Genomic DNA, 15,358 nt, shown 5'->3' on the forward strand with positions numbered 1-15,358 from the left:
TTGTGCCAGCGCTGCCACTTAACCTTCGTATATGGGGCCCTATCCTTTGGATAGGCGCCCTTTACCTCAGTACAATTGAGTAGGGAATGCGCGCGCCTTAGCCTGGCTGCATTCGGCGCCCTGGCGCCGGTGGCATTGTATCCTCCCTAACCTGGGCGCAAGACGGCCGCCCCTGTCCGGTCGTCTGCGCTGCTTTTTCGGCAAGCCATCGGTGCCTTCAATGTTTTTCCGGCCGACACACCGCCCCCGGCGGTTGGACCGGCCACCTTTCGCGTACAACTGGAGATTTGTGCATAATGTCTTCGATTGAGAAGATCGCACTCTTTATCGATGGCTCCAATCTCCATGCCACCTCCAAGGCGCTCGGCTTCGACATCGACTACAGGCGACTGCTCGGCGAATTCCAAAGCCGAGGTGCGCTGTTGCGGGCCTTCTACTACACGACCGTCGTCGAGGATCAGGAGTATTCGTCAATCCGTCCGTTGATCGATTGGCTCGACTATAACGGATACACCGTCGTCACGAAACTCACGAAGGAATTCGTCGACGCCATCACCGGCCGCCGCAAGGTGAAGGGCAGCATGGATGTCGACCTCGCCGTAAATGCGATGGAGCTCGCCGAGCACGTCGATCAGATCGTTTTGTTCTCGGGCGATGGGAATTTTCGTTCGCTGGTGGAAGCCCTGCAACGCCTCGGTGTCCGCGTGACGGTCGTCTCCACACTCTCCACTCAGCCGGCCATGGTCGCTGACGAGCTGCGCCGACAGGCGGACATATTCATCGATTTGGCAGAACTGAAACCAAAAGTGGGGCGCGATCCGGCCAATAGGCCGGGATCGCGCGAGATGCGTCAGTCACCGCAATTCCACGCGCGCGTAGCGATCGATCGCAGTGACCAGGTGGAGTGAACCTTCGGGCGGCGGCTCTCAGACGTCGAAGAACATCGTCTCCTCCGGCCCCTGCAAATTGATCGTGAAAGCATACACGATCTTGGCGCCACGCTCGCTGCGCTTTGCGATCAACGTCGAACGTCGCACCGGCTGCTCGATCAGGCTGAGCACGGGGTCGGCGGCGTTCGCAGTCTCTTCATCGGAGAAATACAGCCGGGTGTTGAGCCCGATATTGATGCCACGCGCGACGATCCAGATGTTGACGTAAGGCGCGCATTTGCGGCCCGCCTTGTCGGTGATGGCCCCGGGCTTGATGGTCTCGAACGTCACCAGCCCGCTCTCGAAGTCGGAGCCGGCGCGGCCCCAGCCACGAAATTCCTCGTCGAGCGCGCCGGTCGACCGATCGGCCGGATGGTTGTAGCGGCCGGCCGCGTTCGCCTGCCAGATCTCCAACAGCACGTCACGCAGCGGCGTGCCGCTGCCGTCGAACACCTTGCCCTCCAGCGTGATGCGTTCGCCTTGCGTGTTCGGCGTCACCAGCACGTTGGAAAAGTTCTTCTCGAAGATGTCGAAGCCGGCCATCGCCGGGATCAGGCCGATATGGACGTAGGGCCCGGCGGTCTGCGAGGCGGTTTCCTTGAGGTAGTTGAGCGGCTGCGGCATGGACCTAGTTCCCTGCGGTGCGATTTTCAAAGTAAGTGGAGCGCTGGCCGCGCAAGACGATGTCGAAGCGGTAGGCGAGCGAGTCGAACGGGGTCGATGCGTTGAGGTCGAGCGGCGCGATGAGGCGCTCCAGCGCATCCTTGTCCGGGATCGTCGTCAGGATTGGGCAGACCGGGATCAGGGGATCGCCCTCAAAGTACATCTGGGTGATCAGACGCTGTGCAAAGCCCGAGCCGAACACCGAGAAGTGGATGTGAGCGGGACGCCAGCTGTTGACGTAGTTGCGCCAGGGATAGGGTCCCGGCTTCACGGTGCGGAAATAATAGTAGCCGCTGTCGTCGGTCAGCGCGCGGCCGCAACCGCCGAAATTCGGATCGATCGGCGCCAGATACGTGTCCCTCTTGTGCCGGTAGCGGCCGCCGGCATTGGCTTGCCAGAACTCGACCAGCGTGTTCGGCACGCCGCGGCCCGTCTCATCCAGCACGCGGCCGTGGACGATGATGCGTTCGCCGACGGGATCGCCGTCCTTGGCGTAGTTGCGGATCAAATCATTGTCGAGCGGGCCGAGATCGTTGTGCCCGAACACCGGCCCCGTGATCTCCGAGACCGAGTTCTCAAGCGACAGCAACGCCTGGCGCGGCGAGCGCAGCACCGAGGATTTGTAGCCCGGCGCGTGCGCCGGCGGATGCATGGAACGGTCGCGCTGGAAGAAGCCGCCGTCACCGAGCGGCGGCGTGAACGGCTCGGGACGGTTGGGGCGGGATTCCCGCAAGGCTGGCGCCTGGGCATGCATCGGCGTTGTCTCTCCCTCTGGCGCGCTCCCGTTGGGGCGCACGGCTTATCGGGAGATGATGGCGCCGGCTATTCTCAAGATAAATAGATCGATTATAATGCATTCCATGAATAAAATCGATCATTTGGCGCTCGATGGCCACGCGCTTGAGCTGTTCCTGGCCGTGTTGGAAGAAGGTTCGGTGACGGCGGCCGCAACGCGGCTCGGCCTGACGCAATCCGCGGTCAGCCACGCCCTGAACAAGCTGCGGCGGATCGTCGGCGATCCGCTGTTTGCCAAATCCGGCCGCGGCATTGTCGCTACGGCGCACGCCCAGGCGCTCGCGGCAAAGGCGCGAGCGCTGATCGACGAGATGCGCAGCTTTGCCGGCGGTGTCACGTTCGAGCCGGCGAGCGCGCAGCTTTCGCTGACAATCGCCGCCAATGACTTGCAGCGCGACCTGCTGCTGCCGCGGTTCTTCGATCATGTCGCAGCGCAAGTGACGAGCCTGAACCTGCGCGTGATCCCCTCGCAGTCGCCCTCGCCGGCGATGCTGCGCGAAAACCGCTGCGATCTGCTGATCACGCCGCTGCCGCCATCCGGCGTGGACATCGTGCAGAAGCGCCTGCTGCAAGACCATTACGTTTGTTACTACGACCCCAAAGCGCGCGCGGCGCCGGCTACGCGCGGCGACTATCTCGCGGCGCGTCACGTCACGGTGGTCTACACTGACAATGAGCGGCTCGACTTCGATCGCCGGCTTGCAGCCAACGGCTTCCACCGCGACATCGCGATCTCCGTGCCGAGCTTCTCCGGCGTGCCGTCCTTCCTGCGTGGCTCGCAGATGCTGGCGAGCATGCCGAGCCTGCTGGCGACCGGCGTGATGCATGGCTTCGCCCAGGTGCGGATTCCGCTGGCCTCGCGCACGCGAACCCTGGCTGAGTTGCCGATGTTCATGGTCTGGCACCAGCGCTATCAGAAGGACCCCGCGCATCGCTGGATCAGAAGCCAACTCGAGACCGTGGCGGCGACGGCCTCGCACCCCGCCCCCGCGAAAACCTGATCCCCGTCAAACCCACTGGTTGCGCCGCGGCCGCCACGCTAGAATTCCCCCATGACAGTGACCGACATTGCGAGCCGGACCTACAATCACAGCTGGCGGCTGGATCCCATCATCCGCAGCCTGCTTGATACCGACTTCTACAAGCTATTGATGTTGCAAATGATTCGGGAAGCTTACCCGAATCAGCAGGTGACATTCTCGGTCATCAACCGATCGCGCCATGTCCGGCTCGCCGAAATCATCGACGAGGGCGAGCTGCGCGCCCAGCTCGACCACGCCCGCACCATCCGCTTCACCAAGAAAGAGCTGATCTGGCTTGCCGGTAACACTTTCTACGGCAAGACCCACATGTTCTCGGCGGACTTCATCCGCTGGCTCGCCGAATTCCGGCTGCCCGAATACGAGCTGCGCAAGGTCGAAGGCCAGTACGAGCTGCACTTCCACGGGCCGTGGAGCCATACCACGATGTGGGAAATTCCTGCGCTCGCCATCCTCAACGAATTGCGCTCGCGGGCGGCGATGAAGGGCCGCGGCCGCTTCGAGCTCGACGTGCTCTATGCCCGCGCGAAGGCCAAGCTGTGGACCAAGGTGGAACGCCTGCGCAAGCTGGATGGCCTCCGGCTCTCCGATTTCGGCACCCGTCGCCGCCATGGCTTCCTCTGGCAGCGCTGGTGCGTGGAGGCCGTGAAGGAAGGCCTGGGCCCGTCCTTCATCGGCACCTCCAACGTGCTACTCGCGATGGACAATGATCTCGAAGCCATCGGCACCAACGCCCATGAACTGCCGATGGTCGCGGCTGCGCTGGCCAAGGACGACGAGGAATTGCGCTGGGCGCCCTATCGCATCCTCGACCAGTGGCGCCAGACCTATGGCGGCAACCTCCTGATTGCGCTGCCCGACGCTTTTGGCACCAAGGCTTTCCTGCGCGATGCGCCGGAATGGGTTGCCGACTGGACCGGCTTCCGCCCCGACAGCGCGCCGCCGATTCAAGCCGGCGAGGAGATCATGAAATGGTGGGAGCAGAAGGGCCGCAATCCCAGGGACAAGCTGCTGGTGTTCTCCGACGCGATGGACGTGGGCTCGATCGAGGAGACCTACCACCACTTCGTCGGCCGGGTGCGGCTCTCCTTCGGCTGGGGCACCAATCTCACCAATGATTTCGTCGGCTGCACGCCGGACGGCTCGTTCAACCTCGATCCGATCTCGCTGGTCTGCAAGGTGTCGTCGGTGGACGGACGTCCGGCCGTCAAGCTTTCCGACAATCCCGAGAAGGCGACCGGCCTGCCTTCGGAGATCGAGCGCTATTTGCGCGTCTTCGGCGACGCCGGCCGCGTGCGCAAGCCGGTGCTGGTCTAGCGCCAGAGCAATCTATCTCCATCAAGTAAACCATCTGGGGCAAATGCGCGACATCAGCTCGCCGATGCCGCGTCAGTTCCGGGTCGACGGCATTTGCGACGATCTGCAAGCATCCACTTCACAACGCCTTCACCCTGCGACGCAGTCTCCTGGCATTTTCAAGTCGAGTTAAGCACCTTTCGCGCGTAATCCGCGTTATGAGCGGATCGCTCCGCTGGGGTCGTTGAGCGACTTGGGGAACGCATAGTGTTTCGCAGAACAGCGCCGTCAACGAAGGGACGAAGCTTCCTTCACGTCATCAAGCTCGTTTCGCCTTTCGTCACCGTCGTTCTGCTGCAGGCGGCGATCGCCGGATTCAGCCTGGAGGTGATGTCCTCGGTCCGCGCCTATGTCGCGGGCGAAGCGTTGTGGTCGCGCTCGCAGAAGAACGCCGTCTATTTCCTCAATCTCTATCTGCATTCGGGCGACGCCAGCCAGTTTGCGCAATATCAGACCTCGCTGGCCGTTCCCATCGGCGACGAGTTCGCGCGCTGGGCGCTCGAGCGCGATCCGGTCGACGTCGAGGCCGCCCGCATCGGCTTCCTGCAAGGCGGCAACCATCCCGATGACGTGCCGGGACTGATCTGGCTGTTTCGCTACTTCAAACAGGTCAGCTTTCTCAAGGAAGCGATCAGCGAGTGGGCTGCCACCGACCCCATGCTGCTGGAGCTGAGCGTTTTCGGCGAGGTCATCCGGTCAGAGTTGAAGAGCGGACCGGTTCAGGACGGCAACCGCCTGCAATTATTGTCGTCGCGGCTTTCGGAGCTCAACACTCAGTTCACGGTGCACGCCAAGCGGTTCTCCACCGTTCTCGGCGAAGGCTCGCGCGCCATCAAGATGACGCTGACTGGCGTCAATATCGTCACAGCCATGACGCTGATCCTGCTCCTGATCTGGCACACGCGGCGATTGGTGCTGCAACGACAGGCGTTTGAGGATGCCCTGCATGCCGAGAAGGAGCGCCTAGTCTGGCAGGCGTCGCACGACTGGCTGACCGGCTTGTCCAACCGGCGCGCGTTCGAGGCCCGCCTGCAAAGCGAGTTGGACGACACCGCGGCGGGTTCGCTGGGCCTGGTCCTGCTCGATCTCGACCAATTCAAGGACGTCAACGACAGCTGCGGTCATCTCGCCGGCGACCGCCTGCTCTGCCAGATCTCGCGTCTCCTGCAACAGGAACGACGGCCGCATGACCTGGTGGCCCGGCTTGGCGGTGACGAATTCGGCCTAATCCTTCCACAAAGCACGCCGTACGACGCCGTGGATATCGCCGAACGGCTGCGCCGGTCGCTCGAGCTATCCGTCTTCGCGTGGGACGATCGTTGCTTTGCAGTGACCGCCAGCATCGGCGTTGCCTGCATCACCGACGGCAACACCATGCTCGAGGACGCGATGCGGCGCGCGGATGCCGCCTGCTATCGCGCCAAGGAGAACGGACGCAACCGTGTTCAGGTCGACAACGGGACGACGGACGTCGTCGTCGTCACCTCGCGGCACCGCAAGGCCGCCAGCGCGTAGCAGCGCTCCACACTTTATCGTACTGGCACAATCCCGAGCCCTGCGAGATGCGCATCCAGAAACTGATCGACTTGCTGGCGCAGCATCTGCGGCGGCACGGCTACCATGCGTTCTTCGAGGCCGAGCGAGATGATCCCGTGCACGGCGGAAAACAGGGTGCGTGACAGCAGCGCGATCTGCACGTCCTCTGCATTCGGAAGCAGCCGCACCAGGGGTGGATGCATCAGCGCGAAGGCGTCCATCACCATCTGAAGGATGTCATCGGGGTAAGGGCGGTCGTCCTCCATCCGATGTTCGAACAGCGAGCGCAGCAGATTGGCGTGCTCCGCAAAAAATTCGAGGTAGGTCGCGGCCAGCCCGTAGAACTGGCGAACGGGATCCTCGGCGGGAACCTGGCCCAGCCGCACCGTCAGCTCCTTAACGGTCTCCCGATTCACGGTCAGGATCACCCCGTCGAAGTCGCCGAACTCGTTGTAGACGCTCCCAACCGAGCAGCCTGCGGCGTCCGCAACATCCCGTACTTTCAACGATTTCAGCCCCTTAGCCGCGATAATGCTGCGAGCGATCTCCACGATCTGCTGCCGCCGGCGAGATTTTTTTCGGTCTCGCAACGATTCGTCTTGAACATTGTTCATTTTCAAGGTACTCATTTGAACAATGTTCAAATTAACCTGGAGATCTGCAAAATGCAAACCCTCGCTGTTGATATCGCCTCCACCTTCGTCGATGACGCCACAGCTCTCGTGACCGGATCTGGCCGCGCCCTCCTGCGGTTCGCGACGGGGCCGATCGATCGCATTGCAAATGCCTGCGACATCGCCGGCGTCCTGACCGAGCGGCGGGCGACCTTCCGGATGTGGCGGGCCAACCGCGACCGCGCCCGTCATGAGGGCCGCCGCATTAGCCTGCTCGGCCGCCTCTCGCCCTTTCGCCGCCTTGCCCACCTTACCTGAGGCGCGCACGCCTCCTTGCCGGGGCGTGATAGAGCCGCGACCAGCCATTTGCGAACCAAACGTCGCCACGCGGAGACCAACAGGATCGGAAGGTAAAGGCGCAGAGCAGGCCGGGGCGATCGTTCGTCAACCCGCAAATGCCCGTCGCATCTCCTCGGGTCCCGAAGCCCATCCGACAATGAAACAACCTCAGACAGCGTTTCCAAAACAGGACTAGTCATGATCAGGGATTTGATGTCGTCACGCCGCTTCGCGCCGCTGTTCTGGGCGCAATTCTTCTCGGCGCTGAACGACAACGTGCTCAAGAACGCACTCGTCATCATCCTGCTTTACAGTGCCGCGACCGGCCACGGTGATGCGCTGGTGACGGTCGCGGGCGCGGTGTTCATCTTCCCCTATTTCATCCTGTCCGGGCTCGGCGGCCAGCTCGCCGACAAATACGTCAAATCCGTCGTCGCAAGGCGGCTCAAATTCGCCGAGATCTTTGCCGCGGGCTTTGCCGCGGCCGGCTTCTTCCTGCACTCGGTGCCGCTGCTGTTCGCAGCGCTCGCACTGTTCGGCGTCATCGCCGCGTTGTTCGGACCCGTGAAATACGCGATGCTGCCGGACCAGCTCGAGCTCGGCGAGCTCGCGACCGGCAACGCGCTGGTCGAAGGCGCGACCTTCATGGCCATCCTGCTCGGCACCGTTGCCGGTGGCCAGTTCGTGGCCGGCTCCGCGCATATGGGCTGGGTCGCATCGGCCGTGGTCGTGCTGGCCCTGCTGTCCTGGACCTTCGCCTCCCGCATTCCCGCGACGACGCCGTCTGCACCCGATCTGCCGGTCAACGCCAATCCCTGGACCTCGACGCTCGGCCTGTTGAAGACGCTGCACGCCGACCACCGGCTGTGGGACGGCACCGTGATCGTCTCCTGGTTCTGGCTGGTGGGCGCCATCGTGCTCTCGCTGCTGCCGGCGCTGGTCAAGGAGGTCATCGGCGGCACCGAGGGCGTGGTGACGTTGTGTCTCGCGATCTTCGCAATCGGCATCGCCATCGGCTCGCTGTTCGCCGCGAATCTGAGCCACGTTCGCCCAAACCTCGCGCTGGTGCCGATCGGCGCCGTCATGATGGGGTTTGCCGGCATCGACCTCGCTTGGGCGATCGGCGTGACCGCCAAGGGCCAGGACATCACTGCTGCCGACTTCGCAACTTCGTTCGCGGGCCTGCGCATGCTGCTCGACTTCGTCGCCTTCGCATTCGGCGGCGGGCTGTTCGTCGTTCCGTCCTTCGCCGCCGTCCAGGCCTGGTCCGCCCCCTCCGAGCGCGCCCGCATTATCGCCGCCGGCAACGTGCTGCAGGCCGCCTTCATGGTGGCCGGCTCGCTGTTCGTCGCGCTGTTGCAGGCCGGCGGATTGCACATCGGCTGGATCTTCTTTGGCCTCGGCGTCATCAGCTTCGGCGCAGTCTGGTTCGTGCTGACCAAGTGGGGCAAGGAAGGCGTGCGCGACTTTGGCGGGCTGCTGTTCCGCGCGCTGTTCCGCACCGAGGTCCGCGGGCTGGAGAACCTGCCGCCTGCTGGCACGCGCATGCTGATCGCGCCCAATCATGTCAGCCTGATCGACGGCCCGCTCCTGCACGCCGTGCTCCCGATCGACGCGAGCTTCGCGGTTGATACCGGCATCGCCAAGGCCTGGTGGGCCAAGCCGTTCCTGCGGGTGGTCAAGCACTACACCATGGACCCCACCAAGCCGCTGGCGGCGCGCGACCTCATCAAGCTCGTCGCCGCCGGAGAGCCGGTGGTGATTTTCCCGGAAGGACGCATCACTGTTTCCGGCTCGCTGATGAAGGTCTATGACGGCACCGCGATGATCGCGGACAAGGCCGACGCAGTCGTCGTCCCGGTCCGCATCGAAGGCGCCCAGCGCTCGCATCTCAGCTATCTCAACGGCAGCCAGATCAAGCGCTCGTGGTTTCCGCGGGTGACCGTCACCATCCTGCCGCCAGTCAAGCTTCCGGTCGATCCGTCGCTCAAGGGCAAGGCGCGCCGCAACGCCGCGGGCGCAGCACTTCAGGACGTGATGATCGACGCCATGGTGAAGAACGCCATGCTCGATCACACCCTGTTCGAGGCGCTCGGACACGCCTATCGCGACCGCGACACCGGCAAGGTCATCGTCGAGGACGCGCTCGGTACCAAGCTGACCTATCGCAAGCTGATCCTGGGCGCGCAGGTCTTGAGCCGGAAGCTGGAGAACGGCACCGCTATCGGTGAGAATGTCGGTGTGCTGCTGCCGAATTCCGCTGGCGTCGCCGTCGTCTTCATGGCGCTGCAAAACATCGGCCGGGTGCCGGCAATGCTCAACTTCTCGGCGGGCCCGGTCAACGTGCTTGCCGCCATGAAAGCCGCGCAGGTCAAAACCGTGCTGACGTCGAAAGCTTTCATCGAGAAGGGCAAGCTCGACAAGCTGATGGCGGCGATCTCCGCGGAAGTTCGCGTGGTCTACCTCGAGGACGTCCGTGCTTCGATCGGCACGGCCGACAAGATCAAGGGCCTGCTCGCCGGCACCGCGCCCCGCGTCGCCCGCCAGGCGAGCGATCCGGCGGTCGTGCTGTTCACGTCGGGCTCGGAAGGCACGCCCAAGGGCGTTGTGCTGTCCCACCGCAATATCCTTGCGAACGCCGCACAGGCGCTGGCGCGGGTCGATGCCAACGCCAATGATAAGGTGTTCAACGTGCTGCCGGTGTTCCACTCCTTCGGGCTGACCGGTGGAATGATGATGCCGCTGCTCGCGGGCATTCCGATCTACATGTACCCCTCGCCGCTGCACTACCGGATCGTGCCCGAGCTGATCTACCAGACCGGAGCCACGATCCTGTTCGGCACCGACACATTCCTCACGGGCTATGCACGCTCGGCCCATGCCTACGACTTCCGCACCTTGCGCCTGGTGATCGCCGGCGCGGAGGCGGTCAAGGATCGCACCCGGCAGGTCTTCATGGAGCGTTACGGCATCCGCATCCTCGAAGGCTATGGCGTCACCGAGACGGCACCGGTGCTGGCGATGAACACGCCGATGGCCAATCGTCCAGGCACGGTCGGCCGCCTGTCGCCGCTGATGGAAAGCCGCCTCGACCCGGTCCCCGGCATCGAGGAAGGCGGACGCCTGTCGGTGCGCGGACCCAACGTAATGCTCGGATACTTGCGGGCCGAAAATCCCGGCGTGCTCGAGCCGCTCGCCGACGGCTGGCACGACACCGGCGACATCGTGGCGATCGACCCGGCCGGCTTCATCACCATCAAGGGTCGCGCCAAGCGCTTTGCCAAGATCGCCGGCGAAATGGTCTCGCTGTCGGCGGTCGAGAACATCGCGACAACGCTGTGGCCGCAGGCCGGTTCAGTCGCCGTGTCGATCCCGGACCAGCGAAAGGGCGAGCGCATCGTGTTGCTGACGACGGAGAAGAACGCCGAGCGCAGCGCCATGCAAGGCCACGCCAAGGCGATCGGCGCGTCCGAGCTGACCGTTCCCGCTGCGATCATGGTGGTCGACAAGGTGCCACTGCTCGGGACCGGCAAGACCGACTACGTCACGGCAACGACGATGGCCCGCGAGCAGGCGTCTGGACCAGAGCGCGAGGTGGCATAAGAGAGATGCACGAGGCGCCTCAATCAGGCGAGGCGCGGTGCCCCGATCGGCCGCTTCCGCGCCGCCTGAATCTCAAGAACCGGCTTCTCCGCGTCGCTCCTGCGCATAACGCACCAGCGCCGCGAAGCGATAGATGCCGTGCACGAACTTGCCGTAGGGCATGGTGATGAACAGCGCGAACACTGCACCTAAATGGAGTGCCAGCAGCGGTCCCATGGCGGCAGTCTCCCGCAGAATCAGAAGCAGCATGCCGGTGAACCCGGTCAGGAACAGCATGGCGATGAAGCCGACATCCATGCCGTAGCGCTGCTCGTCGAGCAGCGCCGGATCACGCCGCATCTTGGCGACGAACAGGCCGATCGGCCCGATGATCAGGCCGATGCCGCCGAGCGTGCCGAGAACCACCGGCAGATCCCACCACGGATACGGCGCCTCGCGGCCGAGCAGATAGTGATACAGCGTTGCGGCCGAGGTCGCGGCGAAGCAGAGCAGGAAGCCGTAGAAGGTCAGGTGATGGAAAAGCTTGCGCCGGTCGGTCGGCTTGTCATCCTCATTGTAGCAGCCGACGCCGCCACCATGGAGGTAGCGCAGCTCACCAGCGTCGCGCATCGCCTGAAAGATCGAGCCGCCGTCCGCACGGCCGCCGATCGGCGGGCCGATATCCCGCCAGAAGGCACGCACGCTCATCACCAGCGCGAAAATCGCATAAAGGAAGGCGGCGCTGAACAACGCTGCCATCGCGTTGTGCGGCATCAACTTGTAGAACGCGCCGGGGCCAGTGTGCACGCCAAACAGCACGCTGCGGTCGTTTAGGGCAGCGAAGCCGAGTATGAAGGCGGCCATGCTGAGCGCGGCGACGATGCTGATGACGAGACCATTGCGGGCGAAGGCACCGGACAGCGCCTGCGGCCAGGCATAGGTCGCATAGGATTCCGCGCGCGCGATCGCCAGCGTCTGCGGGACGTTGACGTTGAATTCGTGCGGCGGCGAGAACTGGCAGTCGACGTAGCAGGCGCCGCAGCCATGGCAGAGATTGGCGAGATAATTGAGGTCGCCGTCGGAGAAGGCGCGGCGCATCTCCATGGCGGGAAAAACCGCGCAAAGGCCTTCGCAGTAACGGCAGGAATTGCAGACCGTCATCAGGCGGTCGCCTTCATCCAAAATTCTGCTTCCGTGCATGGCTTTACTTCGTCAGGCCTTTGCCCTCGAGCCATTTCTGGATCAGGGCCGCGACCTCGAGATTGTTCTTGTCCATCATCACCATATGCGAATTGCCCTTGATGCCTGTCTGCGGGAGATCGATGATGTCGACGCTGCCGCCGGCCGCCTTGATGGCGTCCGCAAAGGCGATGCCGTTGGCGCGGATCTTGGGCCAGCGCGAATCGCGCTCGATATAGTCGCCGTAGATGATGAGGGTCGGGACGTTCTTCAGCACATCCGCTTTGGCGGGATCGCCGATGCCGGCCGGCTCGATCGCAATCAGCGCCTTGACCTTGTCAGGGCGGGCTTGCGCGACCTTGAAGCCGAAGGTGCCGGCCTGGCTGTGGAACAGAAGCACCGAGGGGCCGACGCGATCGATCTCAGCGATATAGGCGGCGATGGTCGCATCGTCGGTCGTGGTCCAGCGCGGTACGTTCTGCTTGACGAAATTCTCGTAACCCTCGACGGGGAACTGGTTGCCCGGCAACAATTTTCGCTTGGCGGGATCGGGATCGTACGAGTTCGGCCCATCGCCGATGCGGAAACGCTCGAACGGGTTGGCCGTGGTCAGGAAGACCGGCTCGCCTTTGAAGATATCGGGATATTGCGCCCAGCCCGCGCGTCCGCGCTCTACTGCGTCGGAGTTATAGACCCCCCACCCCATGCGTAGAAAATAATTCAGCCAGCCTTCGCGTCCGTCAGGCGTGGTCTCGTAGGTGACGCCGGTCAGTCCGCCGCCATGCCACATCAGCAAAGGATAGGCACCCTTCTCGTTTGCCGGCAGGAAATACTGAACATACATCTGCTCGACCTGATACGTGCCGTTGGGATCAACCTTGGCCGGCACTCCGCCGGGCGCGAACACGACCTCCCTCACCGGCTTGCCCGAGATTTCGACAAGACGGCCACCGACATGGAACGAGCCCATGTCTCGCAGCGTGATCGGCTCGGCCGCGTGGGCGTAGCCGACGGTCAGCAGCGCCGCGATCGAAGCAATGGCAATGCGTGACATGGTTCCTCCCTCGTGTCTGTTCTTCCGCCTAATTCTTCGCGTGGCGTGCCGCTTCCCGTCCTGCGATCCGCCCGAACACGCTGCCGATGGTCATGCCCATGCCGGCGGCATAGCCCTTGCCGAGCACGTTGCCGGCCATGATCTCGCCGGCCGCGAACATGTTGGCCGACGGCTTGCCGTCAGCCATCAGCATGCGCGCTTCCCTGGTCACGCGCGTGCCGAGATAGGTGAAGGTGATGCCGGGCCGCACCGGATAGGCAAGGTAGGGCGGTGTCTCGATCCGCCGTGCCCAATGCGTCTTCGGCGGCGTGATGCCTTCCGTGCGGCAATCGTCCAGAATGGTGTGGTCGAAGGTGCCGGGCTGCACCGCGGCGTTGAATTCGGTGATCGTCTTTTCCAGCGCGGCCGGATCGAGCTCGAGCTTGCCGGCAAGCTCAGCCACCGTCTGCCCTGCGATCGGCGGGAATAGCGTCGGCATGAAGCTCGTGACCACGGTGGAGTCGAAGATGATGTAGGCGATCTGTTCGGGCTGCGCGGCCACCAGCCGGCCCCAGATCGCGTAACGCTTCGGCCAGATGTCCTCACCTTCATCATAGAAGCGCTGCGCGTGCTTGTTGACGACGATGCCAAACACGACAGAATCGTGCCGCGTGATGATGCCGCCGTCGAATTTCGGCGCGCGCGCGTCGATCGCGACCGCATGGCACTGGGTGGGGTCGCCGACCTCCTGCACGCCCTTGGCGAGCAGCATCTTCAGGATCGAGCCGCGGTTATAGGGGGTACCGCGGATCAGGAAATTGTCGGCGGCCTCACCCCAATATTGCTTCAGCCATTCGATGTTGGCCTCGAATCCGCCGGCGGCGGCGACCAGCGACGTCGCGCGGATCTCGGTGTCGCCCTTGATCGGCCGCCTGAGGTGGGCGGCGAGAAACATGCCGTCTTCGATCATGAGGTCGATAACCTCGGCGTCGTATTCGATTTCGACGCCGAGCTTCTCGGCGGTGAGATAAAGTGCGTTCAACATCGCGCGGCCGCCGCCGAGGAAGAATGAGTTGGTGCGGCCGAGGCCCAGCGTGCCGCCGAGCGAGGGCTGCCAGCGCACGCCCTGCTCCACGATCCAGTTCAAGATGTCCTTGGACTCGCGGATCATGTGCCGGGCGAGCACCTCGTCGGTCTGGCCGCCGGTGACGCGCAGGAGATCCTCCCAAAACTCTTCCTCAGTGTAGGGGCCGGTGAGGATTTCGGTCGCCTCGTCATGTGCGCAACGCATGTTGCGGGTGTGGCGCGTGTTGCCGCCGCGATAGAACTTTGGCGCGCCTTCGAGCACCAGCACCGATGCCCCACCGCGTCGCGCGCTGATCGCCGCACACAGCGCCGCGTTGCCGCCGCCGATCACCAGCACATCGTATTTGCTGCTCATGCCGTCTGTCCGATGCGACGAAGTTGGAGACATTCTGCCCGCCGGCGGCCCCGGCCAATCCGGCTGGTCATTGCGCACCTTTGTATACAAAGATATACGAATGTCCGGCAAGCGTTATCCTGCATGGGAAGGATGCGCGTGGCGAGCACGAGGATGCATGGCAAGACGCCCGACAAAAGCAGGCGGCTCGATCGCGCGCGGCAGCGGCGTGGCGCTCGGCGAAGCAGTGTTCCGCTCGCTCTGCGAGGCGCTGCAGGCCGGCAGCTACCGCGCCGGCGACCGCCTGCGCGAGGAAGAGGTCGCCCAGCGGCTGAAGGTCAGCCGCACCCCGGTGCGGGAAGCGCTCGGGCGGCTTGCCGCACGTGGGTTCGTCGAACCTGCCGGCGGCCGCGGCCTGATCGTACGCAACCTCGACATCTCGGAGGTGCTCGAGCTCTACGCCATGCGCGAGATCATGGAGGGCGCCGCCGCCCGACTTGCCGCCGAGCACGCGTCTGCGACCGAGGTCGACGCGCTCAGGGACATCGAGCAGACCTTCGTGGAAGCGTCGGGGACTGATCCCGCCGAGATGGCGCGGCTCAACCGCGCCTTCCACGAGGCGATCTGCCGCGCCGCGCGCAACCGCTATCTCGACAACGCTTCGCGGGAATTGCAGGACTGGATCGCCCTGCTCGGTCCAACCACGTTCACCGTATCCGGTCGCCCGTCGACCAGCCACGGCGAGCACCAGGCCATCATCGACGCCATCGCGGCTCGCGACGGCGGCAAAGCGGAGCAGCTCGCGCGCACACACATCCGCGAAGCGCTGCGCTGTCGGCTGAAGCTGTTGCAAAAACAATAGCAGAGCGCCG

13 protein-coding genes are annotated in these 15,358 nt (G+C 63.9%); 7 read left to right on the top strand and 6 right to left on the bottom strand.

Annotated elements, in window-relative coordinates; translation table 11 throughout:
* The first annotated feature begins 296 nt into the window (after positions 1–296).
* Positions 297–908, top strand: coding sequence for an NYN domain-containing protein (locus IVB07_RS30010; RefSeq protein WP_018456136.1), 612 nt, complete (start codon positions 297–299; stop codon positions 906–908).
* A gap of 18 nt (positions 909–926) precedes the next feature.
* On the opposite strand, the gene pcaG is transcribed toward IVB07_RS30010, so the two are convergent.
* Positions 927–1,553, bottom strand: a complete 627-nt coding sequence (gene pcaG, locus IVB07_RS30015; RefSeq protein ID WP_026233093.1) for a protocatechuate 3,4-dioxygenase subunit alpha — start codon at positions 1,551–1,553, stop codon at positions 927–929.
* A gap of 4 nt (positions 1,554–1,557) precedes the next feature.
* Positions 1,558–2,346, bottom strand: a complete 789-nt coding sequence (pcaH, locus tag IVB07_RS30020; protein WP_039799636.1) for a protocatechuate 3,4-dioxygenase subunit beta — start codon at positions 2,344–2,346, stop codon at positions 1,558–1,560.
* A 97-nt stretch (positions 2,347–2,443) separates the two neighbouring features.
* On the opposite strand from pcaH, the gene IVB07_RS30025 reads away from it, so the two are divergent.
* From IVB07_RS30025 to IVB07_RS30035, 3 genes are all read left to right on the top strand, one after another.
* On the top strand, positions 2,444–3,388 hold the full coding sequence (locus tag IVB07_RS30025; RefSeq protein ID WP_247766817.1) for a LysR family transcriptional regulator: 945 nt from the start codon (positions 2,444–2,446) through the stop codon (positions 3,386–3,388).
* A 51-nt stretch (positions 3,389–3,439) separates the two neighbouring features.
* Complete coding sequence (gene pncB / locus IVB07_RS30030; protein ID WP_018456140.1) at positions 3,440–4,744, top strand: nicotinate phosphoribosyltransferase; 1,305 nt, start codon at positions 3,440–3,442, stop codon at positions 4,742–4,744.
* A 246-nt stretch (positions 4,745–4,990) separates the two neighbouring features.
* A complete protein-coding gene (locus IVB07_RS30035) occupies positions 4,991–6,298 on the top strand; it encodes a GGDEF domain-containing protein (RefSeq protein WP_018456141.1) in 1,308 nt (435 codons plus the stop codon).
* 14 nt (positions 6,299–6,312) lie between these two features.
* On the opposite strand, the gene IVB07_RS30040 is transcribed toward IVB07_RS30035, so the two are convergent.
* On the bottom strand, positions 6,313–6,933 hold the full coding sequence (locus tag IVB07_RS30040; protein ID WP_247767813.1) for a TetR/AcrR family transcriptional regulator: 621 nt from the start codon (positions 6,931–6,933) through the stop codon (positions 6,313–6,315).
* A 51-nt stretch (positions 6,934–6,984) separates the two neighbouring features.
* Here IVB07_RS30040 and IVB07_RS40785 point away from each other — a divergent pair, with 51 nt between their 5' ends.
* Positions 6,985–7,251, top strand: a complete 267-nt coding sequence (locus IVB07_RS40785) for a hypothetical protein (RefSeq protein WP_018456143.1) — start codon at positions 6,985–6,987, stop codon at positions 7,249–7,251.
* Positions 7,252–7,470: 219 nt separating this feature from the next.
* Complete coding sequence (locus IVB07_RS30045; protein WP_018456144.1) at positions 7,471–10,875, top strand: acyl-[ACP]--phospholipid O-acyltransferase; 3,405 nt, start codon at positions 7,471–7,473, stop codon at positions 10,873–10,875.
* 72 nt (positions 10,876–10,947) lie between these two features.
* Here the strand turns inward: IVB07_RS30045 and tcuB are convergent, their stop codons facing one another.
* The 3 genes from tcuB to tcuA are packed head-to-tail and all read right to left on the bottom strand — an operon-like array spanning position 10,948 to position 14,507.
* Entirely contained in the window at positions 10,948–12,054 is a 1,107-nt protein-coding gene (gene tcuB / locus IVB07_RS30050; RefSeq protein ID WP_026233095.1) for a tricarballylate utilization 4Fe-4S protein TcuB, read from the bottom strand.
* A 4-nt stretch (positions 12,055–12,058) separates the two neighbouring features.
* Positions 12,059–13,087 carry an esterase gene (locus tag IVB07_RS30055; RefSeq protein WP_018456146.1) on the bottom strand — a complete coding sequence of 343 codons (1,029 nt, stop codon included), beginning with the start codon at positions 13,085–13,087 and terminating at the stop codon, positions 12,059–12,061.
* 28 nt (positions 13,088–13,115) lie between these two features.
* Positions 13,116–14,507 (bottom strand): FAD-dependent tricarballylate dehydrogenase TcuA, encoded by a 1,392-nt coding sequence (tcuA, locus tag IVB07_RS30060; protein WP_018456147.1) that lies wholly within the window; start codon positions 14,505–14,507, stop codon positions 13,116–13,118.
* A gap of 157 nt (positions 14,508–14,664) precedes the next feature.
* Here tcuA and IVB07_RS30065 point away from each other — a divergent pair, with 157 nt between their 5' ends.
* Complete coding sequence (locus IVB07_RS30065; RefSeq protein WP_018456148.1) at positions 14,665–15,348, top strand: GntR family transcriptional regulator; 684 nt, start codon at positions 14,665–14,667, stop codon at positions 15,346–15,348.
* Positions 15,349–15,358 lie beyond the last annotated feature (10 nt).

The sequence above is a fragment of the Bradyrhizobium sp. 172 genome, from assembly GCF_023101065.1.
GTDB classification, from domain to species: Bacteria; Pseudomonadota; Alphaproteobacteria; order Rhizobiales; family Xanthobacteraceae; genus Bradyrhizobium; species Bradyrhizobium canariense_D.